At 57.4% G+C, this 23,429-nt stretch carries 22 protein-coding genes; 9 read left to right on the top strand and 13 right to left on the bottom strand.

The features are described from left to right. Positions 1 to 49: 49 nt before the first annotated feature. From HMPREF0576_RS06240 to HMPREF0576_RS06230, 3 genes are read right to left on the bottom strand one after another with little or no spacing between them, the layout of a single operon-like run. Positions 50 to 1,045, bottom strand: coding sequence for a dimethyl sulfoxide reductase anchor subunit family protein (locus HMPREF0576_RS06240; protein WP_004011174.1), 996 nt, complete (start codon positions 1,043 to 1,045; stop codon positions 50 to 52). Positions 1,046 to 1,047: 2 nt separating this feature from the next. After that, the gene (locus tag HMPREF0576_RS06235; protein ID WP_004011173.1) at positions 1,048 to 1,686 is read right to left on the bottom strand and encodes a DMSO/selenate family reductase complex B subunit; all 639 of its coding nucleotides are present in this window, start codon (positions 1,684 to 1,686) and stop codon (positions 1,048 to 1,050) included. Positions 1,687 to 1,697: 11 nt separating this feature from the next. Continuing rightward, on the bottom strand, positions 1,698 to 4,241 hold the full coding sequence (locus HMPREF0576_RS06230) for a DMSO/selenate family reductase complex A subunit (protein ID WP_004011172.1): 2,544 nt from the start codon (positions 4,239 to 4,241) through the stop codon (positions 1,698 to 1,700). Positions 4,242 to 4,381: 140 nt separating this feature from the next. On the opposite strand from HMPREF0576_RS06230, the gene HMPREF0576_RS06225 reads away from it, so the two are divergent. The 4 genes from HMPREF0576_RS06225 (at position 4,382) to HMPREF0576_RS06210 (ending at position 8,445) form a co-directional block, all read left to right on the top strand. Beyond that, positions 4,382 to 5,068 (top strand): TetR/AcrR family transcriptional regulator, encoded by a 687-nt coding sequence (locus tag HMPREF0576_RS06225; RefSeq protein ID WP_236585819.1) that lies wholly within the window; start codon positions 4,382 to 4,384, stop codon positions 5,066 to 5,068. Positions 5,069 to 5,513: 445 nt separating this feature from the next. Further along, complete coding sequence (gene rplJ, locus HMPREF0576_RS06220; protein ID WP_004007414.1) at positions 5,514 to 6,035, top strand: 50S ribosomal protein L10; 522 nt, start codon at positions 5,514 to 5,516, stop codon at positions 6,033 to 6,035. A 107-nt stretch (positions 6,036 to 6,142) separates the two neighbouring features. Beyond that, entirely contained in the window at positions 6,143 to 6,532 is a 390-nt protein-coding gene (rplL, locus tag HMPREF0576_RS06215) for a 50S ribosomal protein L7/L12 (protein ID WP_004007413.1), read from the top strand. Positions 6,533 to 6,750: 218 nt separating this feature from the next. Continuing rightward, entirely contained in the window at positions 6,751 to 8,445 is a 1,695-nt protein-coding gene (locus tag HMPREF0576_RS06210) for a methyl-accepting chemotaxis protein (protein ID WP_004011171.1), read from the top strand. A gap of 76 nt (positions 8,446 to 8,521) precedes the next feature. Here HMPREF0576_RS06210 and brnQ read toward each other — a convergent pair whose 3' ends face one another. The 4 genes from brnQ to HMPREF0576_RS06190 all read right to left on the bottom strand — a co-directional run bounded on the left by brnQ (position 8,522) and on the right by HMPREF0576_RS06190 (position 13,489). Beyond that, positions 8,522 to 9,970 (bottom strand): branched-chain amino acid transport system II carrier protein, encoded by a 1,449-nt coding sequence (gene brnQ / locus HMPREF0576_RS06205; protein ID WP_004011170.1) that lies wholly within the window; start codon positions 9,968 to 9,970, stop codon positions 8,522 to 8,524. Positions 9,971 to 10,241: 271 nt separating this feature from the next. After that, complete coding sequence (locus HMPREF0576_RS06200) at positions 10,242 to 11,426, bottom strand: site-specific DNA-methyltransferase (RefSeq protein ID WP_004011168.1); 1,185 nt, start codon at positions 11,424 to 11,426, stop codon at positions 10,242 to 10,244. A 62-nt stretch (positions 11,427 to 11,488) separates the two neighbouring features. Beyond that, the gene (locus HMPREF0576_RS06195) at positions 11,489 to 12,808 is read right to left on the bottom strand and encodes a HAMP domain-containing sensor histidine kinase (RefSeq protein WP_004007409.1); all 1,320 of its coding nucleotides are present in this window, start codon (positions 12,806 to 12,808) and stop codon (positions 11,489 to 11,491) included. 3 nt (positions 12,809 to 12,811) lie between these two features. Continuing rightward, on the bottom strand, positions 12,812 to 13,489 hold the full coding sequence (locus tag HMPREF0576_RS06190) for a response regulator transcription factor (RefSeq protein WP_004007408.1): 678 nt from the start codon (positions 13,487 to 13,489) through the stop codon (positions 12,812 to 12,814). Positions 13,490 to 13,812: 323 nt separating this feature from the next. Between HMPREF0576_RS06190 and HMPREF0576_RS06185 the strand changes: the two genes are divergently transcribed. The 4 genes from HMPREF0576_RS06185 to HMPREF0576_RS06170 all read left to right on the top strand — a co-directional run bounded on the left by HMPREF0576_RS06185 (position 13,813) and on the right by HMPREF0576_RS06170 (position 16,519). Beyond that, a complete protein-coding gene (locus tag HMPREF0576_RS06185) occupies positions 13,813 to 14,487 on the top strand; it encodes a Maf family protein (RefSeq protein ID WP_004011167.1) in 675 nt (224 codons plus the stop codon). 116 nt (positions 14,488 to 14,603) lie between these two features. Then, positions 14,604 to 14,966: a GntR family transcriptional regulator gene (locus HMPREF0576_RS06180; RefSeq protein ID WP_004011166.1), complete on the top strand. Its 363-nt coding sequence runs from the start codon at positions 14,604 to 14,606 to the stop codon at positions 14,964 to 14,966. After that, positions 14,959 to 15,693 carry an ABC transporter ATP-binding protein gene (locus tag HMPREF0576_RS06175; protein WP_004011165.1) on the top strand — a complete coding sequence of 245 codons (735 nt, stop codon included), beginning with the start codon at positions 14,959 to 14,961 and terminating at the stop codon, positions 15,691 to 15,693. The genes HMPREF0576_RS06180 and HMPREF0576_RS06175 overlap by 8 nt, the downstream gene beginning before the upstream one ends. After that, positions 15,683 to 16,519: a hypothetical protein gene (locus tag HMPREF0576_RS06170; protein WP_004011164.1), complete on the top strand. Its 837-nt coding sequence runs from the start codon at positions 15,683 to 15,685 to the stop codon at positions 16,517 to 16,519. The genes HMPREF0576_RS06175 and HMPREF0576_RS06170 overlap by 11 nt, the downstream gene beginning before the upstream one ends. A 74-nt stretch (positions 16,520 to 16,593) precedes the next feature. Here HMPREF0576_RS06170 and HMPREF0576_RS06165 read toward each other — a convergent pair whose 3' ends face one another. The 4 genes from HMPREF0576_RS06165 to HMPREF0576_RS06150 form a co-directional block, all read right to left on the bottom strand. Next, positions 16,594 to 17,748, bottom strand: coding sequence for a 5-(carboxyamino)imidazole ribonucleotide synthase (locus HMPREF0576_RS06165; protein ID WP_004011163.1), 1,155 nt, complete (start codon positions 17,746 to 17,748; stop codon positions 16,594 to 16,596). Between the two features lies 1 nt (position 17,749). Further along, on the bottom strand, positions 17,750 to 18,283 hold the full coding sequence (gene purE / locus HMPREF0576_RS06160) for a 5-(carboxyamino)imidazole ribonucleotide mutase (RefSeq protein ID WP_004008972.1): 534 nt from the start codon (positions 18,281 to 18,283) through the stop codon (positions 17,750 to 17,752). Between the two features lie 138 nt (positions 18,284 to 18,421). After that, entirely contained in the window at positions 18,422 to 19,753 is a 1,332-nt protein-coding gene (locus tag HMPREF0576_RS06155) for an LCP family protein (RefSeq protein ID WP_004011162.1), read from the bottom strand. Continuing rightward, a complete protein-coding gene (locus tag HMPREF0576_RS06150) occupies positions 19,750 to 21,207 on the bottom strand; it encodes an LCP family protein (protein ID WP_004011161.1) in 1,458 nt (485 codons plus the stop codon). Before HMPREF0576_RS06150 ends, HMPREF0576_RS06155 begins: the two co-directional genes overlap by 4 nt. A 96-nt stretch (positions 21,208 to 21,303) precedes the next feature. Here HMPREF0576_RS06150 and HMPREF0576_RS06145 point away from each other — a divergent pair, with 96 nt between their 5' ends. Then, entirely contained in the window at positions 21,304 to 22,230 is a 927-nt protein-coding gene (locus HMPREF0576_RS06145; RefSeq protein WP_004011160.1) for a glycosyltransferase family 2 protein, read from the top strand. On the opposite strand, the gene HMPREF0576_RS06140 is transcribed toward HMPREF0576_RS06145, so the two are convergent. Further along, positions 22,184 to 22,636, bottom strand: coding sequence for a DUF2304 domain-containing protein (locus HMPREF0576_RS06140; protein ID WP_004011159.1), 453 nt, complete (start codon positions 22,634 to 22,636; stop codon positions 22,184 to 22,186). The genes HMPREF0576_RS06145 and HMPREF0576_RS06140 overlap by 47 nt on opposite strands. Before the next feature lies 1 nt (position 22,637). Continuing rightward, positions 22,638 to 23,372, bottom strand: coding sequence for a glycosyltransferase family 2 protein (locus HMPREF0576_RS06135; protein WP_004011158.1), 735 nt, complete (start codon positions 23,370 to 23,372; stop codon positions 22,638 to 22,640). Positions 23,373 to 23,429 lie beyond the last annotated feature (57 nt).

The raw sequence follows: 23,429 nt of genomic DNA, 5'->3' as shown, positions 1-23,429 counted from the left end.
GGCTCCCGGTAATGCGCCGGGAGCCACCGAGGTTTCTCTAGGACCCCGGTTAGGGTGCGATAACGTGTTGCACTGTATTCAAGCCTACATGCCACAAGCCTTCGTAGTGGACGGCTCGACCCAGCAGTTCAGTGATGAATGCCAGCAGCAGCGATCCGCACAGCAGGACCGTCAGAGTGGTAGTGGGCTGTGAATGCAAGCGAATCTGGGTGAACGCAAACACACCCGCGCCAACGACCGCGATACCCAGCAGGATCAGACGGCAGGTCAGGAAACCACCCGAGATAACGTCAGCTACGTGAGCTGCCGCCCCACCCTGCTGATGCAGACCCAACAGGTAGGCAGGGTAGGTAATCATGATGATGATGCCGCTGGCAGCCGACACAATGGTGAGGATTTGCATCGCGGAATGCACCAGCGACTTCAGATCATCGCTGATTTGACCGACTGCCAGATGCTGACGCCAGTCTTTCCAGCTCTCGGGAGCAGACACCGTATCGGTCGCAGACAGTGCCTTTTTCCACACCAGCAGCAGGCTCAGCGCTACCGCGAGCGGACCGGTCAACAGAGCCGAGGCAAAGAAGAACACGGGAATCGCGGGAGTATGCCACGCCGGAATAGTTTTGACGGTGCAATAGACCCCACTCATTGCCGCCAGCAGAGCCAGACCGCTCAGCGCAGTGAGGACTGCCAACGCGTCACGGAGGGTTCGGGTCAACCACTTATTCCACTGGCATGCCGCAAAGACGAAGCCGAAACCGCCGAACAGTACCCCGCTCAACAGTTCGCGGCTGAGCCAGGAGGAGCCGACGTGCAACAGCGTAAATGGCGCATGGAACGGGTCATTCAGGTGGAAAAATGCCGCAAAGAACCCGAGAACCAGCAGCGGTCCGACTGCGAACAGGGAGGTGTCAGTCACCCGGTCAATGGATTCACCAGGCAGTTTGCGGAGCCTTCCGAGCAGCTGGACAAAGCCCAGAGCCCAAAAAGCCCCAATCGCCATCTGGGCGATGACGGTAAACAGAATCATAGGGAGTTCTTCCATTTTCAGATCTCCTTCGGGTTGGTGATTTCGCCGGTGGCTTGGTCCCACGGTTCCGCGTCCCGGTGCGCTTCGATGACCAGGTGCGGTTCCGTCAAGGACGGGTCGGGCAGGGGAGCGATACCGTTGAGGTTGCCGTGTTTCTTACGGAGTTCGTCGATGGGGCCCCACTCCAGAGCCCGGGAGGGGCAGGCCGCGACGCACGCCGGGTCTTTGCCCTCCGAGCGATAGTCGTAGCACAGGTCGCACTTTGACATGTGACCAGTCTCCGGGTTGAGCTGGGGCGCGCCGTAGGGGCAAGCCCACTGGCAGTAGCGGCAGCCCACGCATTTCGACTCATCCACATACACGGTGCCATCCTTGCGGCGGCTCATCGCGGTGGTGGGGCAAACCTCCATGCAGACCGGGTATTCACAGTGGTTACAAGAAATGGAGACATAGTAGGCAAACACTTTCGGTTGGAAGGTGTTGCCTTGGACTTTCCAGGTCCCGCCGGAGTATTCCGCGACTTTGCGCCAGTGTACGCCCAGCGGCAGGTCATGCTTGTCGATACAGGCAATCTGGCAGGCCTTGCAGCCGTTGCAGCGGGTCTGATTGAAATAGAACCCGTACTTGGCGCCAGCTTTGGTGAAGTTTTCAGCCATGATATGTCCTCCTAAGCCTTCTCAATTTCCACGGTGATGGTATGTACCGCGTTGCCGTGCGCCAAGGGCGAGGGGTGCAGCGAGGACAAAGTGTTGGTGTTTCCGCCGATGTCCACCGGAATATCCGGATTGGCGCCGGCTGGAGGTTTCACCTCGGAGGCATCGACCGGGTGATACCAGGCTCCCTGCGGTAGGGAAACCACTCCGGGGGCAATGCGGGGAGTAACTTTCGCTTCAATTCGCACGGTGCCGCGGTCATTGTAGGCAAACACCAAATCGCCGTTCTTGATTCCGCGAGCCTTGGCGTCAATCGGGTTAATCCAGATGGTTTGCAGGTGGGCTTCGCGCAGCCAGTCCACGTTTCCATACGTGGAGTGGGTCCGACCCTTAAAGTGGTGACCGATGCATTGCAGCGGATACTTGCCGGTCATGGCGGCTGCCGGTCCGTCCCAAGTCTCGACGTACTCGGGCAAAGGCACCAGCCGGTCGCCTTCAGCTTTTTCGCGGAAGGCGTCAAAAGTCCACTTGGTAGCCATCTGTTCGATGCGCTGGGAATAGATTTCAATCTTTCCGCTGGGCGTCGACAGGGGGTTAGCCAGCGGGTCCGTGCGGAAGTCTTCCATCGAGACAATCGGTCCTTCGTAGCGACGGTAGACGCCCATCTTTTTCCATTCCTCGTAGGTGGGCAGTTCGGGGTCATCCTCCCGCGCGGTGTCAATGGCCTCTTTCAGCCAATCTTCGCGAGTCTTGCCCTCAGTGAAGTCATCCTTTACACCCAGGCGGTCAGCCAGCTCGGTGCAAATCGTGTAAACGTCCTTGCACTGATACAGAGGCTTGATGGCTTGGGAGGAAACAATCCCATACGCCATCGGTGCGCCGTTTTCCCCGGCATGATAGTCGCATTCCTCGGCGGCAGAAGTGCCAGGTAGGACGTAGTCAGCGTATCGGCAAGACACCGTCATCTGAATATCGCAATCGACGATGAGTTCGCACTTGGATTCGTCTTGGAGGATTTTCACCGAAGCGGCGTTTTCCCCAGTTTGGTTGACCAGCGAGTTTCCGCCGTATTGCCACACCATCTTAATGGGGACATCCAGCTTCGTGTTGGTCGGGGTGCCGTTGTCATCTACCGGGACTTTAAAGTCACGCGCTCCCGGCTCGGGCTTTTCCATGACCCCCGAGTTGAACGTGTCCATTTTTTCGCCGTGTTCAATCGCGTCCAGCCAGGAGAACACCGAGATAATCTTCATCGACGGGTTTGGTTTCGAGCTGGTCAGATTCTTGCCGACTCCCAGTCCGGGTGAGGACTCTCGAGCTCCGTTACCGCCGCCGGGGACGCCCACGTTGCCGGTCGCGCAAGCCAGCAGGAAGATGGCGCGCGCGGCGTTTTCGCCGTTGGCGTGGCGTTGCGGACCCCACCCCTGGGTGATTGCGCAGGGCTTTGCGGTGGCAATTTCACGAGCCAGTTGGCGGATGGTTTGTTCCGGAACCCCGGTGATGGCAGAGGCCCACTGGGGAGTTTTTTCGACGCCGTCCTTTTTGCCTTCGATATAGGAGCGGTAAGACGCATTCGCGGGAGCGCCGGGAGGCATGTGGGCTTCGTCGAAGCCGATGCAATAGGTGTCCAGGAAGGCTTGGTCGTGCAGGTTTTCCTCCAGCATGACGTGAATCATGCCTGCCACGAGAGCCGCATCCGTCCCCGGACGCAATGCCACCCACTGGTCTGCTAGGTCAACGGCAGTCTCGGAATAGCGGGGGTCGATAATGATGGTGCGCACTCCAGAGGCCTTTTTTGTCTCCAGCGTGGTGAAGGTCAGCCCGCCCCCGCTCATGCGGGTTTCCAGCGGGTTGTTGCCAAACATGACCTGCAGTTTCGAGCGTGCCGCGTCATCGAGTGAGTTAGAACCGAACCAAGACCCATAAAAGTACGGGTAGGCAGTGGTGATTTCGGTGGTGGAGTAGTCGGAATAGTGATCCAGGTAGCCGCCCCAGCAGTTCATCAGGCGGGCAAAGGCGGTCGCATCCGGGGGCCACGAGGTAGACACGATAGATCCGAGGGTGCCGGTGCCGTAGTTGATGTAAAAGGCTTCGTTGCCGTACTTCGCTTTGATTTCTTTCATCTTTTGGGCGATTTCGTCCAAGGCTTGCTTCCAGCTGATTTCGACCCATTCGCCAGCACCACGTTTCGTGCCGGGTTTACGCTTCAAGGGCTTCTTCAGCCGATCCGGATTGTATATCCGGTGCCGAATGGAGCGACCGCGCACGCAAGCACGCACGGATTGCGAGCCGAGTTCGTTCGTGCCGGTGTCGTCAGGCAGAACTCGTACTACCCGACCGTTCTTAACCTGCAGCTGCAGTGGGCAGCGCGAACCACAGTTCACGGTACAAGCCGACCACACCAGCTTGGTGTCGTCAGATGCAGCCGCGTTTGCCTCCGAAGAGCCCGGAAGGGAGCCTTCCACGCTCAACAAGGTGGCGGTTCCCGCAGCCACACCGGACCATTGTAAAAATGACCGTCGGGAGATTCCCGAGGGGGTTTCGCTCTGATGTGCCATAAGTGTTCCTTTTCCGGAGTTGAAATGAAGTCACTTTGCTTCGGGAATTATATTACGCCCTATTGGACAGGTGTTCAATAGGGTATTGTGTTATTCTCATTTTGTTTCGGGCTGTCTCAGGGTTGTGCCACAATGCTTTTGTGGCGAGAAATGAGCCTTTGAACTTTCCGAGTGGAGAAGTAGTGATGGATCCGCGCTATGCCCGCGCGCGAGCCAATCTGAATGAAGCCATTTTGCGTCTCTGCGCCACGCGGGCTCCAGAAGATGTCTCCGTGTCAGAACTAACGAAAACTGCGGGCGTGTCTCGAGGGACGTTTTACGCTCACGCCTCCAGCCCCGCCGAACTTTTAGCCAAGTGTTTACTGGCAGAAATCCACGAGTTCTTCCCGGCTATCGGTCAGCTACTCCGTGCCAGCCGGGAAAACTACCTGTTGCGCTGGCGCGAAATTTATATCGAGCTGCTGGAGCATATTGCCAGTCACGCCGAAGTCTACGGGCATATTTTCCTCGACGTGCCCTCGTCGGGAACGCGCGGCTATTTCAGCGACTATTTTCACCAATACCTGCGTCGCTACGTCCTGGATTACGTGACTTATTCCGGAGAAAACAACGGTGAGCTTTGGATAGAGATGGCTGCCGAGCAGCAGGTGCAAAATACTTTCGTAATTATTCGCTCCTGGCTGCAAAACGAAATGAAAACCAGCCCGGAAGTCGCCATTAATACTTTCATGAGTCTGGCTGCCCCCTGGCAGTTCACTAAGTTCGACCAACCCGGTACCACTTTAAACCGGCGGCGTCACGCCATTGAGCAGCTTCTGCACCCCTAGCGCGGACACGAATGACCGATTTCAACACAGATTCAGGGTTATCTTCATCTCTCGTTTTGGTAAAAATGCAGGTGGTGGCGATTTCGCTTTCGTGAAAGGGATGTTCGGTGGGGTGAAAACGGTCGTTGGTGCCAAGCATTCCACTAACTCCAGCAACCGGAGTTGCCTAGTGGCAAGCTCCGCGTGCAGATACCGTAATTTGGCTCCAAGCGGGCAATGTGCTAGCCTGAACGAGCCTAAGACCGCCGGTCCGAACGGATAATTCAGCGATAGCTGAGCCTGCGCAGGAAACGATAAGCGAATCATGAACGGTACCCACCGACCTTCTGTGGCAATAAAACCCAGAAAACGGACGGGAACCGTATCTGTACGCCCCGGCTCTTGCGCGCGGGGCTTTTTTATTGCCCGAATCCCGTGCAGCCGGCTAAAAACGGAAGGAGGGCTCATGGCAAGGCCTGATAAAGTCACAGATGTGCAGTCTCTCGCGGCATCCGCGAAGGACTCCGCCGCTGTTATTTTGACCGAATACCGTGGTCTGACCGTAAAGCAGATGAAAGAGCTGCGTACCTCGCTCGGTACGGACGTGCGTTACTCCGTAGCGAAGAACAAGCTCGCGAAGCTGGCTATGAAGGAAGCTGGGCTGGAAGGTCTCGACGAATACCTCGTGGGACCGACCGCGATTGCTTTCGTTCCTGCCGATGGCGATGTCGTTAGCGTCGCTAAGGCTCTGGATACCTTTGCGAAGGAAAACAAGGCGCTGGTTTTGAAGGCTGGCATCATGGACGGGGAAATCCTCGACACTGATGCGGTTAAGAAACTCGCTTCCCTGGAATCCCGCGAAGTTTTGCTGGCGAAGTCCGCTGGATTGCTCAAGGCGCTGCAAACTCGCGCTGCCGGGCTGTTCCAGGCTTCGGCCTCCAAGACGGTTCGTACCATCGACGCCTACCGCGAAAAGCTCGCGGCCTAAGGCGCTTTACTTTAGACCTAGATTCAAAGAAAAAAGCGCTCGCATCAGCGAGAGCGACGCCCGGTGTGCAGGAATCACCAGGTGGATAAACCGAAAGGATGCCAAAAATGGCGAAAATGACTGTTGATGAACTGATCGACGTGTTCAAGGATATGACCCTGATTGAGATCTCCGACTTCGTGAAGAAGTTCGAAGAGGTCTTTGACGTGACCGCTGCTGCTCCGGCTGCTGTAGCCGTGGCTGCTGCTCCGGCTGCTGGTGGCGACGCTGCTGGTGGCGAAGAGCAGACCGAGTTTGACGTCGTGCTCGAGAACGCTGGCGCCTCCAAGGTTCCGGTTATCAAGGTTGTCAAGGCTCTGACCGGTCTGGGCTTGAAGGAAGCCAAGGACCTGGTTGATGGCGCTCCCAAGGCCATCCTCGAAGGTGCCAAGAAGGAAGACGCTGAAAAGGCCAAGGCTGAACTCGAAGAGGCCGGCGCTACCGTCACCTTGAAGTAGTCACATTTTCGGAGTGCGCGGCACTCCGAAAACCGTGATTTGATAGTACATATAAAGCAAGCACTGCACGGAATTGCAGTGCTTGCTTTATATGTATGTGGTTAATTTTTTGAAATAAATAGCAAAGCGTTGCAGTCGGGTTATTATGAGCTATCGGTTATGCCATGATATTGCTCGCGCCGTGACTTTATTACGGGGCGCGCAATAAAAACTGACCGATGGTAAGAAAAATAAAGTCTAATAATCCAACAATCAACGATAGGAATTACGCTATGGAATCAGGAAGTTCTGAAGCGCCAGCAAAGAGGGTAAGCACAAAGATTCAGCGAAACTTATTTTCGAATCTAAAGCTGTCTGCCAAGTTCACCACCGTTATTGCTGCCTTGTTGGCACTGATGGTAGTGCTCTCGGGATACTCTATTGTGAAACTCAACACCCTAGGCGATGACGCGGACCGCTTGCTGGCTGTCAGCCAGTTCTCGCGGTCAATGGCAGCCATGGATGCCACCCTGATTTCGACCCGTTCTGATGTGTTGCTAACTTTAGGCTTACCTACTCCTGCCGAAAAGAATAAGTTCCATGAAGCGTTCAAGGCTAAACAATCCGATGTGGAAAAAATGCGTCAGGAAATCACTTCTAACCCCATCGCGCAAACTGTGCCAGAACTCGATGAATACTTTGCCGCAATCGACCACTGGCAAAAGGTATTGGAAGACGAACTGGTATCAGCCGCCCTTGTCGACGACCGTGCTCTCTACTCGCAGCGTCTCCAGGGTGAGTCGTATCAAAATGCGCGCCAAGCCTATTATGATGCCTATAACACCATCACCGAACGCTTTACCGCGCTGGAGCGGGAGCGGAAGGCAGATGTGGACTACACCCGGCTCAGTTCCATTATCATCATCGGCATATTGTTGGCACTGGCGTTAGCAATCGGATTGGCACTGGGGATATTGCTGTACCGGGTCATAAGCCGTCCGCTACAGCTGGTTAATGATGTCGTCGCGGCGATGGGTCACGGTGACCTCACGCAACGTACCGCTTATGAAGCCCGCGACGAAATGGGTTCGATTTGCCAGGGAATGGACCGCTCGGTCACTGAAATCGGCGAGTTGATTACCCAGTCTGCGAGCTTGACTGGCAATGTCAATGCCACCGCGATGGATTTGGCGCGGGAAGCTGATGAGTCTGCGGCGGCAGCCGTACAAGTGCGTTCCGAAGCCGAATTGGTTAGCAACGCTGCGAATGAAGTTTCTCAGTCAATTCAAACCGTTGCTGCGGGGGCAGAAGAAATGGGTGCCTCCATACGCGAAATTTCTGCCAATGCTAACGATGCTGCGCGCGTCGCAGGTGAGGCTACCGCGGTTGCGGCAGACACCAGTCAAGTGGTGGAAAAGCTGGGCGAATCTAGCAAGGAAGTTGGTGAGGTCATCCGTGAAATCACGGCTATTGCCGAGCAAACGAACCTGTTGGCCCTGAATGCGACCATTGAGGCTGCCCGCGCGGGCGAAGCCGGTAAAGGCTTTGCCGTGGTGGCAGGGGAGGTCAAAGATCTCGCGGCACAAACAGGGGCCGCTACTGAAAATATTGGTGCGCGAATCACTCAAATCCAGCAGGATACCGAGGCTGCGGTCAGTGCCATTGAGCGGATTTCAGTGATTATTTCCAGCATCAACGATTACCAGACCACAATCGCTGCCGCGGTGGAAGAACAGTCTGCCACTACCAACGAAATGTCACGTTCCGTTCAGGACGCGGCCGCTGGTGCCGGTCAGATTGCCGAAAATATTGCCTCGGTGGCTCACGGTGCAGATAATTCCTCGGCAGCTTTGCGACGAATGGTAGACCAGACCAAAGAGCTGGCAAACCAGTCAAGAGGTCTGCAAACAGAGATGGAAAAGTTCCGTTTCTAACTCACCGCCGTTTGATTTAGGTAAATGTGTGGGGGGCTCTGCCAACCGGCAGAGCCCCCCACACAGACATTTAGATTTAGCCTTCGACGGGCAGGTTGTCTTTCTCTGAGTTCCGGTCGGGAATCCCGGTCGGAGTCTGGGACTTCGGCAATTTGGCCACGTCAATGGGATGCAGCAGGTCAATGGCGATACCGACCGCGACTCCAGCGAGAGCGGGGGTCAGCCAGCCCATCTGCACGTCGCCCAGCGGAAGGACATGCAAAACATCTTGCAAAGCCTGCTGCCAGCCGGTGACGTGCTCCCAAGCCGGGAGCTTGAAAGTAGAGATGGCTTCAAAAATCCCGATTAGGGTGGCTACCCAGGCGGAGAGCCGGTAGGTCCAGAACAGCTGGCGTTTCATGGTGTAATCCAGCAGGGCGATGATAATCAGGCAGATTGCCGGAGGGTAGGTCGCCAACCCAATCGTCACCACGATGGCGAGGATGTTCTCGAGACCCAGATTAGCCACCAGCAGGGAAATCACCACGTGAATCGCCAGCATAGCGGAACGGTGTACCTTCGGGAGCAAATCGCAGAAGTACTGAGTTGAAGCTCCCATCAGTCCGGTAGCGGTGGTCAAGCATGCCAGGAACACGATAATCGAGAACAGGCTTTGTCCGATTGGTCCGAAAATCATTTGCGCCGCCAGAGACAGACCGGCTGCCGGGTTAGCAATCTCCTGATCCGCCACGCGGGTACCCACAAATGCCAAGCCCGTGTAAACGATAGCCAGGGATGCTCCCGCAATACCGGCAGTAAAGGTCGTCGCCCGGAACACGGAACGCTTTTCGTTGTAGCCGTGAGCGTGCAACTGGGTGATGATGACCACCCCGAACACCAGGGATGCTAGAGCGTCCATCGTGCCGTAGCCGGTAATCAACCCGGCAGTAAAGGGTGATGCCTGATAGGACGGATCGGGGTGAATTGTTTCGACACTGGGCAGTTTAAACATGGCGATGGCAATCATCACCAGCAGCAAAATGAGCAGCGCCGGGGTCAGGTACTGTCCGATGCGGTCCAGCATCCGATCGGGGCGGTTCAGCAGAATCAACACGATGGCAAAGAAGATTAGCGAGTAAATAAACAGCCCGACGTGATTCGCGGCGTTATCCCCGGTCTGGGCTCCCAGGCTGGTCAAAGGGCGGATAGCCATCTCCCAAGACACGGTAGCCACGCGGGGCATCGCGTAACACATTCCACAAAACAGGAATACCGCGACGGTCAAAATCAGCCCCGGAATGTGCCCGATGCGGTCGGCAATTCGCCCCGCGCCGTAAGCGTCGGTGGACGCCGCCATCATCCCTGCCACGGGGAACAGCACGCCCGTCAGCAAAATGCCGATGACTGCGGGGATTACATTGGCGCCCCCGCTGACGCCGACTTGGAAGGGGAAAATCAAGTTGCCCGCGCCGAAAAACATGGCAAACAGGGCAAACCCGGAAATTAAAAGGTAGGTGTCGAAGCCTTTACGGCTGGGAGAATTCATACTATGACCTTCCTTAATGGTGGCAAACTATTTAGACTTTCTTGGGAATCAAGCCTAGCACAAGTCGGATTTACCAGGTATTTCCCGTTTTTTCACAGATATTTCAGGGTTTCTGTACCAGGGCGGGTTGGGGGGCGGGGGGAATCGTGGCAGTACACGGTCGTGGCAGGTCGGAGCTCCGCGGGATACCGCCGAAGGCTGTGCCAGAGGGGATGTTCATAAGGGTGTTCACAAGGGTGCCGGTCAGCACTGCGGGGATGGTCGGGGATGGTTACAGTGTCGTTTCTCGGAAAGGGACGTGGGCGGCTCGCAGCCGCGCGGCTGTCAGGTCGGCAATAGTGTCGAGTCCATGCTCGCTAGCGGGGGAGGATTTAGCCGAGCTGAACGTCTCTTCCAGTTGAATCAACACAAACCGTCGCCCCGCGGTGTGTGCCGCCTGCCCGGTAGTGCCCGAGCCGGCGAAGAAATCCAGGACCGTATCGCCGGGGCTGGTGGCGGCCTCGATGAGGACTTGTAGCAGCTTCGTGGGCTTTGGAGTTTCAAACAATCCGCCCAGACCCAGACGCTGTAGTTCCCGCTGTCCTGAAATTGTCGAGGGTCCGATAACCAGGTCTTTCAGGGCAGTTTCGTGAAAGTTACGGATTTTGGTATAAATCTTTAGATGGCGATGTGCCCCCCGTCCGCGCACCTGAAATTCCAGGTTTGCGTAATCCCGTTCCACTTTCGCCCGCGACCAACGCCACGCGTGGTACTTGAGTCCCGGTTTCGCGTTTGGATGAGGGTGAGCGCAAATCCAGCCGGCAGCAGCCAGTTCGGGATTCGCCGCCCCGACCTCACTGGTGCGTACCGCCCCGGTCTGGGGATGATAGAGAATATCGAACACCATCGAGGGGGCAGTGACCTCGTTGAACTTTGAGTTCGTGTTATACAGCTCGTTCTTGGTGACATACTCCCCGCGCGCATCATGCTTTACCTGGCGCTGGGGCAGGTGGTACACGGCAGGCATGAGTTTTTGCAAAAGCTCGGTGCGACCGCGGAGCTTGCCGACCTGCGCAGCGTCACGGGCATAGGTCAAGATGTACTCGTGCGTTCCGGCAGGACCTGACCCCAGCTGGCGACCTTTCAAGTTAGAGACCCACACGAAGTTTCCAATTAGGTTTTCGGTGCCAAAAGTGCGGTCCATCTCCAGTTTCAGCTCACACAGTTGGTTAAAGTCAATCGAGATAAAGATGAGACCATCGGGGGTCAGGATTTCGCGGGCTGTCGCCAGCAGCGGGTGCATCATCGCAAGCCACTCGTCCTTGGCACGCCGATCGTGGTAGGCGAAAGTGTTTCCGGTGTTATAGGGCGGGTCGATGTAAATCATTTGCACACGTTGCCCAGCCTGGTGCAGTGCCCGCAAACCGCACGCGGCATCGGCACGCAACAGCCAGTTACCTTCCCGAAAATCATCCACAAAAAAATCCTATCCAGGGAAACGCCCTTTACCGGGGAAAATCGCCGCAGAAACCGGGAAAGTCAGAATCGGCGCTTGGGATGGGAGACGGAAATAATGGCACCCTGGGGCAACACCTTGTTCGGATCCAGAGATGCCGGTACGGTGGCGACAAAAGCCTGGAACGTCGGGGGTCGGCGCACAATGAGTTCGAGTTTCCCGCCGTCCGCCTCAATGAGCTGCTTCGCCAGCGCCAAGCCAATCCCGGTCGAACCGTGTCCCGAAACGCCCTTCTTAAAAATATCCGGGGCGATTTCGTCATCCACCCCCGGACCCTCGTCGCTGACCTCGAAATACATGCCTTTCTTGTTGCCACTCATCTTGGCGCGCACGGTGGTCGTGCCTGCCCCGTATTTCAACGAATTCTCCAGCAGGGTGGCGATGACCTGACCGAGTGAACCGGGGGTAGCCAAGGCGGGACGGTCCGTTTCATTACGGAACACCAGCGGGCGATCCGCCGCTCGGAACTGGTTTTCCCACTCGTTTTGCTGGTGTACCAGGAATTCGTCCACGTTAATCGCCTGGGTGGTGCCCCCGCCTGCGTTCTGAGAGTTACGTTTCAGGTCTTCAATCACGCCGGTCAGGCGTTCCAGCTGGTCCAGGCACTGTTCGGCTTCTTGCTGTACCTCCGGTTCGCTGCTGATCATCTGGATTTCTTCCAGTCGCATAGACAGGGCAGTCAGCGGAGTGCGCAGCTGATGGGAGACATCCGAAGCGAACTGGCGCTCCGCGGCGATACGTCCTGCCAGATTTTCACTGGCGCGAACCAGTTCGTCTTGCACCAGGTCGATTTCTTCAATCCCGGAAGGGGTCACCCGCGGGCGTACCCCGCCAGAACCGAGCTGTTCGGCTTGGGCAGACAGATAAATCAACGGTGCTGAAATCCGACGGGACGACCGCATCGCGATAAACGCGCCGACAAATACTGATGCTGCCACCCCGGAAAGAGTCACCAAAACGAACACCACAGAACGTGAACGGGCGTTGTCTGACGAAGAAATTACCGTCAAAGTGGCACCCGTGGCAGTCTCGACTCGGGAGACCAGCGGAAACACCGGGCGAGTCCCGAAGCTTAGGTCGCGCCCGTCGTGAGTGGTGACTTCCACCCTGGTGTCGGCAGCGCGTCCCGGCCACAGCCAGCTCGCTATGGTGACATCAGTCACGTAGTGCCCGGTCAGGGAAGTGCGATCCAGAGCCAGGGCATACTGTTTAGCTGCTGCGTCAACATCCGCGCGTGCCGAGTCCCACAGCTGATTAACGGCGAAAGCTGCCAAAGGTACACCCAGCAGCAGCACAGCAATTGTTACCGCGCTGAGGATAGAAACCAGGATTTGCTTGCGCAAGGGCTAGGCAGTTTCAAAGCGGAAGCCCATGCCGCGCACTGTGGTGATGTAATGCGGATTGTTCGCGTCATCACCGAGTTTGCGGCGCAGCCACGAGACGTGCATGTCCAGGGTCTTGGTGGAACCCGACGGGTCCCCGCCCCACACTTCCCGCATGATGGCTTCCCGCTCCACGACCGCGCCAGCCTCGCGCACCAGCACTCGCAACAGTTCAAATTCTTTCGCGGTCAGCTGTAATTCCCGTGTCCCCTGGAAAGCACGATGAGCGGAAACCTCAATGCGCACGTCCTGTGCGGAAAGGTCACTTTCCTCAGTGATTTCCCCGCCAGAACGCCGCAGCAGCGCCCGCACGCGAGCCAGCAGCTCGCCCAGACGGAACGGCTTGGTCACATAATCGTCCGCACCAGCATCCAAGCCCACCACCATGTCGACTTCGCCGGTACGCGCGGTCAGAATCAGAATCGGAATGGTGATACCTTGGGCACGAATCGTGCGTGCCACATCCAGACCGTCCATGTCAGGCAGCCCCAAGTCCAAAATCACCATGTCGGAGTCATTGACTTGTTTCAGGGCAGAACCGCCTGTAACGTGCGCTCCGACCTCGTAGCCTTCCCGCTGTAGAGCGCGAGTCAGCGGCTCCGCGATGGCGGGATCGTCTTCGACTAAAAGGACTCTGGTCATTCCTGTTCCTCTGCTTTCGTGTTTATTCCTCCCGGTTCTGTTCTCTCTTCTTTGACCGACACTCTGGAATAATGCGGGTGTTCATAAACTGGGAGATTATGGAAACTCTAAGTCATCATCGCATAAAACTTTACCCTTTTTTGACCCGTTGCGCTATTCAACGGAACGCTTAATTTTAACAGTAGTTTTCTGCATTTTCGGTGCGTCCAACGGCGCGATGTCCGCCGGTGGTGGATGCTGGGTGCATCAGGGCTGAACTGCGGGAACGTCTGTGGTGCTGGCTGGGTTGCGGTGATTCAAACCCGCGCGATTAAGCTAGAGGCATGGAAAAATCTGATTCTGTAAGGGGTGCTGCTGCGGTGAGCTTGGTGTTGGCTTCCGCTTCGCCGGCGCGACGCAAAGTGTTGCAGGGGGCGGGGTTGTGCCCGGTGGTGCAGGTTTCTCACGTGGACGAGGATACTCTGCTGACCAAGCTGCGCGCCCAGGGGGCTGATCCCGCGGCGCAGGTTTTGGCTTTGGCGCAGGCAAAAGCGCGGGCAGTAGCGGGGGAACTCGAGACGTCGCTTTCGCCGGGTGCGGATACGTTGGTGGTGGGTTGTGACTCCATGCTGGAGTTTCATGGCGAAGTGTTGGGTAAACCGCACGATCCGGAGGTTGCTCTCGCGCGGGTGCGTGCCCTGTCGGGAGATTCGGGGGTGTTGCACACCGGGCATTGGGTGATGCGTTTGCGCAGCGAGGCAGCCGAAACGGTTGCAGAAGTGGGGAGCACCGAGTCTACCGTGGTGCATTTTGCGCAGTTCAGCGAGGCAGAGGTCCGCGCCTACGTGGCTAGCGGGGAACCACTGGAAGTCGCTGGCTCGTTTACCATTGACGGTTTGGGCGGGGCATTCATCAGCGGTATCGAGGGCGATCCGCACAATGTCATCGGGATTTCTCTGCCTTTGTTGCGAAAACTGGCTGGCGAACTGGGGATATTCTGGCCCTCTCTATGGGGCTAAGCTGAATCCCCCTCTATTTACCCCGGAAAAAGTTTCCCCTTGACAGCTGTGTGATGGTGTATTAGTGTTGTAGTACACAAACATGGTACCGCGTTTGTTTAGGTAAGGAGAAGCTGATGGATTTTGATACTGGAACGCCCATTTGGCGTCAGTTACTTGACGACTTCTCACGGCGCATCACCAGCGGAGCGTGGGAGCGGGGTTCTCAGATTCCCTCTGTGCGCGATTTATCCGCCGAGTACGGGGTCAATCCCAACACTATGCAAAAGGCGTTAACCGAGCTGGAACGTACCGGCTTGGTTGCTTCGCGCCGGGGCTTGGGGCGTTTCGTCACCGAGGATATCCGGGCTGTCCGGGAACTTGGCAGGAATCTGGCGAAAACCTCCGTGCGCAACTTCATAACAGACATGAAAACTTTGGGACTAAGCCTCAGCGAAGCCCAAGATCTGTTGAATAGTCAATGGAAAGGACGTGATTGAGATGCAACCCTTAGTGGAAGTGTCCAACCTCACCAAACGTTATTGGGGTATCAAAGTAAACGGGGTGACAAAGCCGGCACTGGACCAGCTCACCCTTAACTTGAATGCCGGAAAAATCATCGGTTTGCTGGGCGAAAATGGCTCCGGCAAGACCACCCTGCTAAAAATCTTGGCAGGCGTACTGGAACCCACCAGCGGGCAAGTCCGCATTGGTGGTCAAGAGATTGGGGCGAAAACCAAAGCCATGACCTCTTTCCTGCCTGATGCCGCCTGGCTGCCCGAATCAATCAGCGTAGCAGCGGCTATCAACCGGCACGCGGATTGTTTCGCGGACTTTGACGCGAGAAAAGCCATGGAACTGGTGGAATTCCTGGGGCTACAACGTCGCCAAACCACCAACCATATGAGCAAAGGGATGCGTGAAAAACTGCAGCTAGCGCTGATAATGTCACGTTCCGCCCGGCTCTATCTGCTGGATGAGCCGATTTCGGGAGTGGACCCGGCGGCGCGCCAAGCCCTGCTGGACACCATTGTGAAAGGGTGGAACCCCGAAGCGACTCTGTTTATTTCCACCCACCTGGTCACCGACATTGAGCCGGTGCTGGACGAAGCCGTATTCCTGCACGCGGGCAAACTGTTCAAACAGGGCGAAGCCGATGAGCTGCGGGAAGCCTACGGTATGTCCCTGGACCAAATCTTTAGGAAGGAATACTCCCATGTTTGCTAAGTTATTCAAGTGTGAAGCCCAGGAAATGGGCTGGCAACTGTTGCTTTATCTGGTTCTTGGCTTGGCGGTGGTGTTTGCCTCGGGGCTGTTGAGCCTCACTAACCAAAGTTTCCTGTCGGTAATGGGGACCACCATCGGTGCTGTGGTGTCAATCATCATTCCTTTCCTCATTTCTATCACGGGTTCCAAGTATTACTACCAAACCACCTACGGGCAACGCGGCTACTTTACAAACACCTTGCCCGCTTCGGGGGAAATCGTGCTGGGGACGAAGTCCCTGTGGCTGTTTATCGCGGTTCTGCTCAGCATTTGTTGGAGCTGCCTGGCGCTGACTTGGGTTATCTTTACCCATATGGCGGGGGCGGCAGGCTCCAAGCTAAGCTTTGGAGACAAATTCGTGGCAACCTGGGAAGCCATCGGGAAACTCCTGCAAGGCGCTCCCGTTCTCATCGTCTTCATAATCGTGACCTTGCTGCTGACAGCTGCACAGTTTGTGCTGTGGGTGGTGTGCTTTTCTGCCCTAGCCAATCGTTTCGGATTCGCTTACCTGTCCACCAACAAAGCGGTGACCATCAGCGCCATTCTCATCTATGTGGTTTATGAAGCGGTGTTGGCTCTGTTTACTTTCCTGGTGCCGGTGACGTTGCACATTACGAGTTTGGCAGGTGACGCCCAGGCAAAGCTGCTTTTCGGCGCTATCCTCTCGCGGACTAACGAGGGGACTGGCATATTCCTCCCGCTGGGAACGTTGAGCATGATCCCCCTGCTGATTATCGGCTACTGGTTTGCCCACAACTCGCTGTCTCGACACCTGTCGTTGCGCTAGTCGGGTGTTTCATAGTGGCGGCTCGGTATTCCGGACCGCCACAACTTTTTAGGGTCACCAGGTCGGGGCGCTGGTTACTTGCCCATCAGCAGGTTAGCGGCCGCGCGGGCGGAGGAAAGCTCCAGGTCAGGGTCGGTGCCACAGACGTTGACGTGACCAAGTTTGCGCTTCGGGCGGTTACTCTTGCGATACAGGTGAATCTTGGCTTCGGGATATTTCTCCATCACTTTCGTTACGGCTTGGGCAGGGTCCTCCAGTTTGCTGCCCAAGACATTAGCCATCGCGGTGTAGGGGGCAGTGCGGGAAGTATCGCCCAACGGCAGGTCTAAGACCGCCCGCAAATGCTGTTCGAACTGGGAAGTTACGCACCCGTCTTGGGTCCAGTGCCCGGAGTTATGCGGACGCATCGCCAGCTCATTGATGTACAGGTGGTATTTGCCATTGGGAGTTTTCACCAGGAACATTTCAACCGCATAGACTCCGGTAATATCGAGCTCCACGCCAATCTGGCGCGCCAATTCCTCGGCTTGGTCAATGATGTCCACCGGAATCTGAGCCGGTTCCAAAACAGCCGCACATTGTCCCTGTTCCTGCCAAGTTTGCATCGGGATATAGGTGCGCAGTTCCCCCGAAGCGCGCCGTGCTGCCATTACCGCCAGCTCGCTGCTGAAAGGAACCCTCTGCTCGACCAGACATTCGATGCCCTCATCCAAGCCCTCTCGCCAGGTCTTGAACTCGTCCAAACTGGATACCAGGCGCACCCCGCGCCCGTCATAACCGCCGTGGCTAATTTTTGCCACCAGCGGCCAACCGCAGCGTCGACCCACATCCTTGACCGCATCCAAGTCTGCCCCATTGGCCCAAGCGGGCATGGGTAGTCCCAGCTCGCCCAAACGCTGACGCATCGCCAGCTTGTCTTTCGCATAGAGCAGTGCGGATTGAGCCGGTCGAGCCGGGACACCAGTCGCGGCGGCGACATCGAAAACCGTGTCCGGAATCAACTCGTGCTCGAAAGTCACCACGTCAGCCCCGTCCAGCAGTTCGCGCAACGCTGCGGGGTCATCAGCAGAACCCACCACCGTCTCCGGGCACACGAAAGCAGCCGGATCCGAGGGGGAGTCAGCTAAAACTCGCAGGCAAAATCCCAGCTCACCGGCTTCGGTAGCCAGCATTCGAGCCAGCTGACCAGCGCCGATACACGCCACCACGGGCGGATGATAGGTGGTCAACTCAGTTCTCCTCCGTGTCCATCACGTTCTTTAAGGCTTCGCCCTTGTCGATAGCTACCTGACGCAGCAGGGCTTGATACTGCAACATGCGTTCGCGCATCTGTTCCGCCTGTGGTCCTTCCCCGGCGCCCAAGATGCGGGCAGCCAGCAGGGCGGCGTTCTTCGCGTTGCCGATAGAAACGGTCGCGACCGGCACGCCGGAGGGCATTTGCACGATGGACAGCAGGGAATCCATGCCCTCCAAGTGTTTCAGCGGTACCGGCACCCCAATGACCGGTAGCACGGTAGCTGCCGCCAGCATTCCGGGCAGGTGCGCTGCCCCGCCCGCACCGGCAATAATCACTCGCAAACCGCGCTTTTCCGCCGAAGTCCCGTACTCCAGCATGTCGATAGGCATCCGGTGAGCTGACACCACCCGAGCCTCGAAAGGAATTCCAAAGTCGCGCAGCACCTCCGCGGCAGCCGACATCGTCGCCCAATCGGAATCCGAACCCATCACCAAGCCCACCAGGGGCGTTTCTGCAGCATCGCTCATGATGTCATTCTACCCCGCCGGTTTGCCGCCCGGTGCGGCGATTGCGCCATTCGTCCCCGCGCTCGGCGGGGTAGCGCTCGAGCCGTAATCTGCTGGGTATCTGAAATGAGCGATACCCGCGGGGTTGAAACAACTAGCCTAGAACTGCGGGGTCAGGTCGGCAGGGGTGAGAGTCCCGTTACGCAGCCCTTCCCAGAAGGCGGGGGTGCGGTTCTCGTCCAGCTTCACCGTCGACCCCACACCACCACCGGGGTTGTAACCGAGAGAGGCAATGGGCGGCACTCCCTGCAGACCGGCGTCCCCAGCCTTCCGCAGTGCCAGCGCGAGTCGAGCAATGTCAATCGTCTGAGTGGAGCGGTCAACTGTCAGCGCCGCCGCGCCCGCATCTGCCAGTGCCACTTGCCGGGCCGGATTAATCAGTACTTCCGGGCTCAGCGCTTTCTTTAGGGTAGAGCTGATGACCAGGCGTTGACGTTGGGTGCGCCCGATGTCACCCAGTGGGTCGGCGTAGCGCATCCGCGCAAATAGCAGGGCGGTCGTCCCGTCTACGTCGTGACATCCGGCTTGCCAACTGAGCCCGGAGACCCGGTCGGAAAATGTCTGGTCCCAGCACAGGTTAATCCCGCCGACCCCGTCTACGACCTGGGAGACCCCGTTGAAACCGATTTGCACATAATGGTCAACGGTCAGTCCGGTCAAGCCTTCGACGGTGGAAACCAGCAGCGCCGGACCTCCCTCGGAAAATGCGGCATTGAGCTTGTTATGACCGTGACCCGGAATCTCGACATAGGAGTCGCGGGGCAGGGAAACAATCATGGCGGTGCCGTTGGCGGCTTGGTGTACCAAAATGATGGTGTCGGAACGCTGACCTTGCACTCCGAGGCTGGCTTCGGCAGTGCCCTCGCGGGAGTCCGAACCGGCGATGAGCCAAGTCGTGCCGGGCGTGTCGGCGGTCCCGCTCAGGGCGTCGGTGCGACCGATATTCGTATTGACCCGATTGTTCAGGAATAATCCCCAAAATACAAACGCCAAAACCAGCGCTAAAAGCAGGGTCAAAAGGGTGAGGAAGATACGTTTGGACCAGCTGCGAGTGTGGATAGCGCCGGAACGGGGAGGCTCGGCGGACAGATAGGACTCCGCACCGGGCACTGTGGGGGCGGGCTGGGGCTGGAAAGACTCCGCGGGGCGTACGCCGGGGGTGCCGGGGTAGTGGTTCGCTGCGGAACCGGGGGCATAGGAGGCTGGCAGCGCCAAATCCGTATAGCTCAGCCCCTGGTGTTGCGTCGCAGGTGTGGCGGAACTGCCTACCACCACGGCAGTGCGCAAATCGGGGCGGTTGGTCCCGTTGGGGTTGCTGGGAAAAGCCGGGTAAGTCGGCTGATTCGCTGCCTGGTGCCGAATTTGGGGAGAGTTGTCGGGGTGAGGGTGAGACTGGGAACTGCCTGGCGGAAAAGACGGTGGCAAGGTCATTGCGCGGATACCTGCCCCATGCTGCTGTCTCCGGATGCCTCCCCGGCAGGTGCATTGTGCGCGGAGTTTCCTCCGACCTCGCCGGTACTCACCGAGTTTGAATTGGGGGCAGTATCGGCGCCGCGCGCCGGAGTTTCAACGTTGCTGGCAGAGTTGCTGCTCGCGGAGCCTCCCACGGCTTGCCCGGCGTGTGCAGAGTTCGTCCCGTTTGCCCTGCTCGTTGCGGTCGTTCCCCGCGAAGGTGCCCCTCCCGTGCGACCGGTGCTACTCCCTTGTGCCGGAACGGATCCCCCGGAACTGGCGGAATCCGGCGAAGGCGAGGATGTCGCGGTCTGTTCGCTGGGCTGGTGAAGGTTCCCGTTCATGTCCTGGTAGGGGAACTCGGGGGGAACCGGCTGGTCTAAACGCAACGCATCGAACATATTCGGGGCATTGTATGCCACGGCGACGCGTGCCCGATCCGGAGCGTATTCCCCAAACGGCAGAGTGTAAAAGCGGATGTTATCAGGTTTGATTTTAGCCAGGGAAAATGCCAATCCGCCCAGGTTTTTAGCGTTGCCGAAGTTCTGAGAGGTGGTGAGGGATTTCATTCCTGCCTTGAGGAACGCATAGAGCGAAGGCAAATCGGTCAGCATGTTACGGCTCTTGGCTTCCTTCATCATGGCTCCGACCAGCTTTTGCTGGCGACCAATTCGGGAAATGTCCGAGCCGTCTCCCACCCCGTAGCGGGCTCGAGCAAAACCGAGTGCCTGTTGGGGATCCAAAGTGTGGCAACCGGCGGGCAAGTCGATGGCGCCTTTGCTGTCTTTCATCTTTTCATCCAGGCAAATCGGCACCCCGCCCAAGGCGGCAACCATATTTTCAAAGCCATCAAAGTCAACGACCACAAATTCATCTAGGAAAATCCCGGTCAGCTGTTCGACTGTTTTCATGGTGCAGGCAGTGGCGGCAGCTACGTCTTCTTCCTGTCCCAGCAGCGCAAAAATGGAGTTGAACTGGACATAACCTGGGCTGGCGGGTTCAGTCTTTCCGTCAGCGCGCAGACAAGCCGGTCGCTTTACCATTAGGTCACGCGGAATCGACATGACCTCCACTCGGGTGCGATCCGCGCTAATATGCGCCACCATGGTGGTATCGGAACGCATTCCGGTAACCAGCCTGCCGTTTTCGTCGTAATCTTTCTGGGCTCGATGATCAGACCCGATTACCATCACGTTCAGGTCACGGTTGGCGAAATTGTCCCGTGGATTTTTCTTTTCGTGACGATTCTGGTCCAGAAATTTATTTACGTTGGCTTTTTTGGTCCAAGAAGAAATATCTGCGTTGACCATGCCCGCGAAACTCAGGCTAAAAATCGCCAAGAACATGAACACCAGGCTGAAAATGCGCAGTCCCCGCCGCGGGCGGGTCAGAGCGGCAGCGTGCGTGGCAATAGGGTGGTGCTTTGATGACACCAAGCCATTGTAGACTTAAGTGTCGGGTATTTCCTGGTACGGCTGTGCCAGACCCGATGATTTTCCTAGATTTTGTGTGCCCGGGAAGGAAAGTACGTGTCGAGTGTGTCCGCCACCCCCACCAACCCGACTCCGGCATTTGGCGACAGTGACTCGGCTATTCGCGTCGTCACGGTCGCTTATCACTGCGGGGAGGGAATTCGCGGGCTGCTGCAGAGCTTAGCGAAGGCATCTTCCCGGTCGATTCACGCCGTCGTGGTGGATAACTCAGAGGCTCCCGACCCCGCGGTGGTGGCAGCTTGCCAAGAATTCGGGGCGGAATACCGTTCCTTGCCTAACAATCCGGGATTCGGGGCAGGCAGCAATTTTGGTTCTGACTTCGGAGGAACGGAGCCGTGGCTGGTGTTCGCTAACCCAGATTTGCGCCTGACTCCCGGCGCTGTGGATGCCCTGATTGCTGCTGCTGCAGCCCATCCTGAGGCTGCCCTCATCGGTCCGGCGCTGGTGGATGAAACCGGCACGCGCTATCCGACCGGTCGGTCTTTTCCCTATATTTCTATAGGGATTGGCCACGCGCTGCTGGGACGAGTGTGGCCGGGAAACCCGTGGACTCGCCGGTATTGGGGATCATCTTGGCGCGGGACGGACTCGGTCGCGGTTGATTGGCTGAGTGGGGCGTGTATCCTGCTGCGCCGCGCGGATTGGGAACAACTGGGTGGCTTTGACCCGGCATACTTTATGTACTTTGAGGACATGGACTTGGCTTGGCGGGCGCGGCGTTTCCTGGGACGCGGGGCGCTGTTTGTGGGCAACGCCGTAGCAATACACGAGCAGGGCGCCACGACAGGGGACAAGACGCTGGGGGCAGGAGCGAAACGCAACCTGCGTGCCTTGCGGGCTCATCACGATTCGGCGCGGATTTTCTTAAATCGGCTCTATGCGGGTCGTCCCTCTGTGTTGCCGTTGCTGGTATTGATTAGCTGGGGTCTGCGGCTGCGGTATTGGGTTTTGGCTCGTCATTAGAGTCGTTGTGACGGGCCTCGGACAGGGCCAACGCCCGAGTCAGTTCAGTCAGGCGTGCCTGCACCGCGATGTTGTAACGCCACTGCACCAGCCAGGTTGCCAACACGACTATGACCAGCAGATACAGCAGTAAATCGGTACCTCTGCCGACACCGAGGAACGTAGCGACTGCGGAAATCACTGGCGGATAGATGATTGCCACGGCTGCCAAAATCGCGAACAGTAGCGCCAAGATACGTCGCATTGCCAAGTTGCGGGCGCCTTGCAGCCGAGACACGTAAACCAGCCCCACCCCAACCACTAGGAGCAGGACGACCTTGATACCCCACTGACCGGCGGCGACCCCAACCAGCAATGTCGGAACCGAGACGGGAACCAGCCCGGCCACACTTGTGAAAACGTCCACGTTAACGCACCCCCATCAGCAAATCCATGACGATGTTTATTGAGTTCCACAGGGACTGCCCCTTGGCTTTGGAATAGTCGGTGTAGCGGATGTGGACTGGCATTTCCGCCCACGGCAGCCCGCTTTTGCCCAGTTGCGCCACGATTTCAGAAGCGTGGGCCATGCGGTTTTGTTTCAGGTTTAGGGTGCTGGCAGCCCGGCGCGAGAGCAGTCGCAACCCGTTGTGTGCGTCGGTCAGGTTCATGTGGGTCGTGCGAGCGGTAGCCCAGGCGGCAGTTTTTAAGACGATGCGTTTGGCTCGTCCCATTTCTTGCACGTCAGAGAGGAAACGGGAGCCAAAAATGATGTCGAAGCCATCCGCTTTGGCGCGTTGCCACATTTCGGTGACGTCAGAAGTGAGGTGCTGACCGTCGGCGTCGAAGGTGGCGACATAGGGGAAGTCAGTCGCCTGCAAATAGTAGGTGATGCCGGTCTGTAGGGCGGCCCCTTGACCGAGATTGATAGCGTGAGTCAGGACCGTGGCGCCAGCGGCGCGAGCCAGGGCAGCGGAATTGTCGGTGGAACCGTCATCGACGCAAATGAGGTGGGGGAAAGTCTGTCGGGCTTCCTGCAAGACCTCGGCGATGACGGGACCCTCGTTATAGATGGGTATCACTAGAGCGACCTCTTGAGCCGCAGGCTGGTTTGGTGATGGCTGCGGCACAGCTTGGCTGGTGTCCTTCCCTGTTTCGTGCACATTTATATTGTGTCATTTGAGGATGAAATCAGTGAAAGCGTATTTTGGAACCGAGAG

Source organism: Mobiluncus holmesii ATCC 35242 (genome assembly GCF_000185445.1).
GTDB lineage: Bacteria > Actinomycetota > Actinomycetes > Actinomycetales > Actinomycetaceae > Mobiluncus > Mobiluncus curtisii.
This window is presented reverse-complemented; position numbering and strand designations above follow the sequence as displayed.

Excerpts from the sequence above, each read along its gene's own strand:
- HMPREF0576_RS06240 (WP_004011174.1), bottom strand. The coding sequence starts at position 1,045 with ATGGAAGAACTCCCTATGATTCTGTTTACCGTCATCGCCCAGATGGCG.
- HMPREF0576_RS06235 (WP_004011173.1), bottom strand. The coding sequence starts at position 1,686 with ATGGCTGAAAACTTCACCAAAGCTGGCGCCAAGTACGGGTTCTATTTC.
- HMPREF0576_RS06230 (WP_004011172.1), bottom strand. The coding sequence starts at position 4,241 with ATGGCACATCAGAGCGAAACCCCCTCGGGAATCTCCCGACGGTCATTT.
- rplJ (WP_004007414.1), top strand. The coding sequence starts at position 5,514 with ATGGCAAGGCCTGATAAAGTCACAGATGTGCAGTCTCTCGCGGCATCC.
- rplL (WP_004007413.1), top strand. The coding sequence starts at position 6,143 with ATGGCGAAAATGACTGTTGATGAACTGATCGACGTGTTCAAGGATATG.
- HMPREF0576_RS06210 (WP_004011171.1), top strand. The coding sequence starts at position 6,751 with ATGGTAAGAAAAATAAAGTCTAATAATCCAACAATCAACGATAGGAAT.
- brnQ (WP_004011170.1), bottom strand. The coding sequence starts at position 9,970 with ATGAATTCTCCCAGCCGTAAAGGCTTCGACACCTACCTTTTAATTTCC.
- HMPREF0576_RS06190 (WP_004007408.1), bottom strand. The coding sequence starts at position 13,489 with ATGACCAGAGTCCTTTTAGTCGAAGACGATCCCGCCATCGCGGAGCCG.
- HMPREF0576_RS06185 (WP_004011167.1), top strand. The coding sequence starts at position 13,813 with ATGGAAAAATCTGATTCTGTAAGGGGTGCTGCTGCGGTGAGCTTGGTG.
- HMPREF0576_RS06180 (WP_004011166.1), top strand. The coding sequence starts at position 14,604 with ATGGATTTTGATACTGGAACGCCCATTTGGCGTCAGTTACTTGACGAC.
- HMPREF0576_RS06170 (WP_004011164.1), top strand. The coding sequence starts at position 15,683 with ATGTTTGCTAAGTTATTCAAGTGTGAAGCCCAGGAAATGGGCTGGCAA.
- purE (WP_004008972.1), bottom strand. The coding sequence starts at position 18,283 with ATGAGCGATGCTGCAGAAACGCCCCTGGTGGGCTTGGTGATGGGTTCG.
- HMPREF0576_RS06155 (WP_004011162.1), bottom strand. The coding sequence starts at position 19,753 with ATGACCTTGCCACCGTCTTTTCCGCCAGGCAGTTCCCAGTCTCACCCT.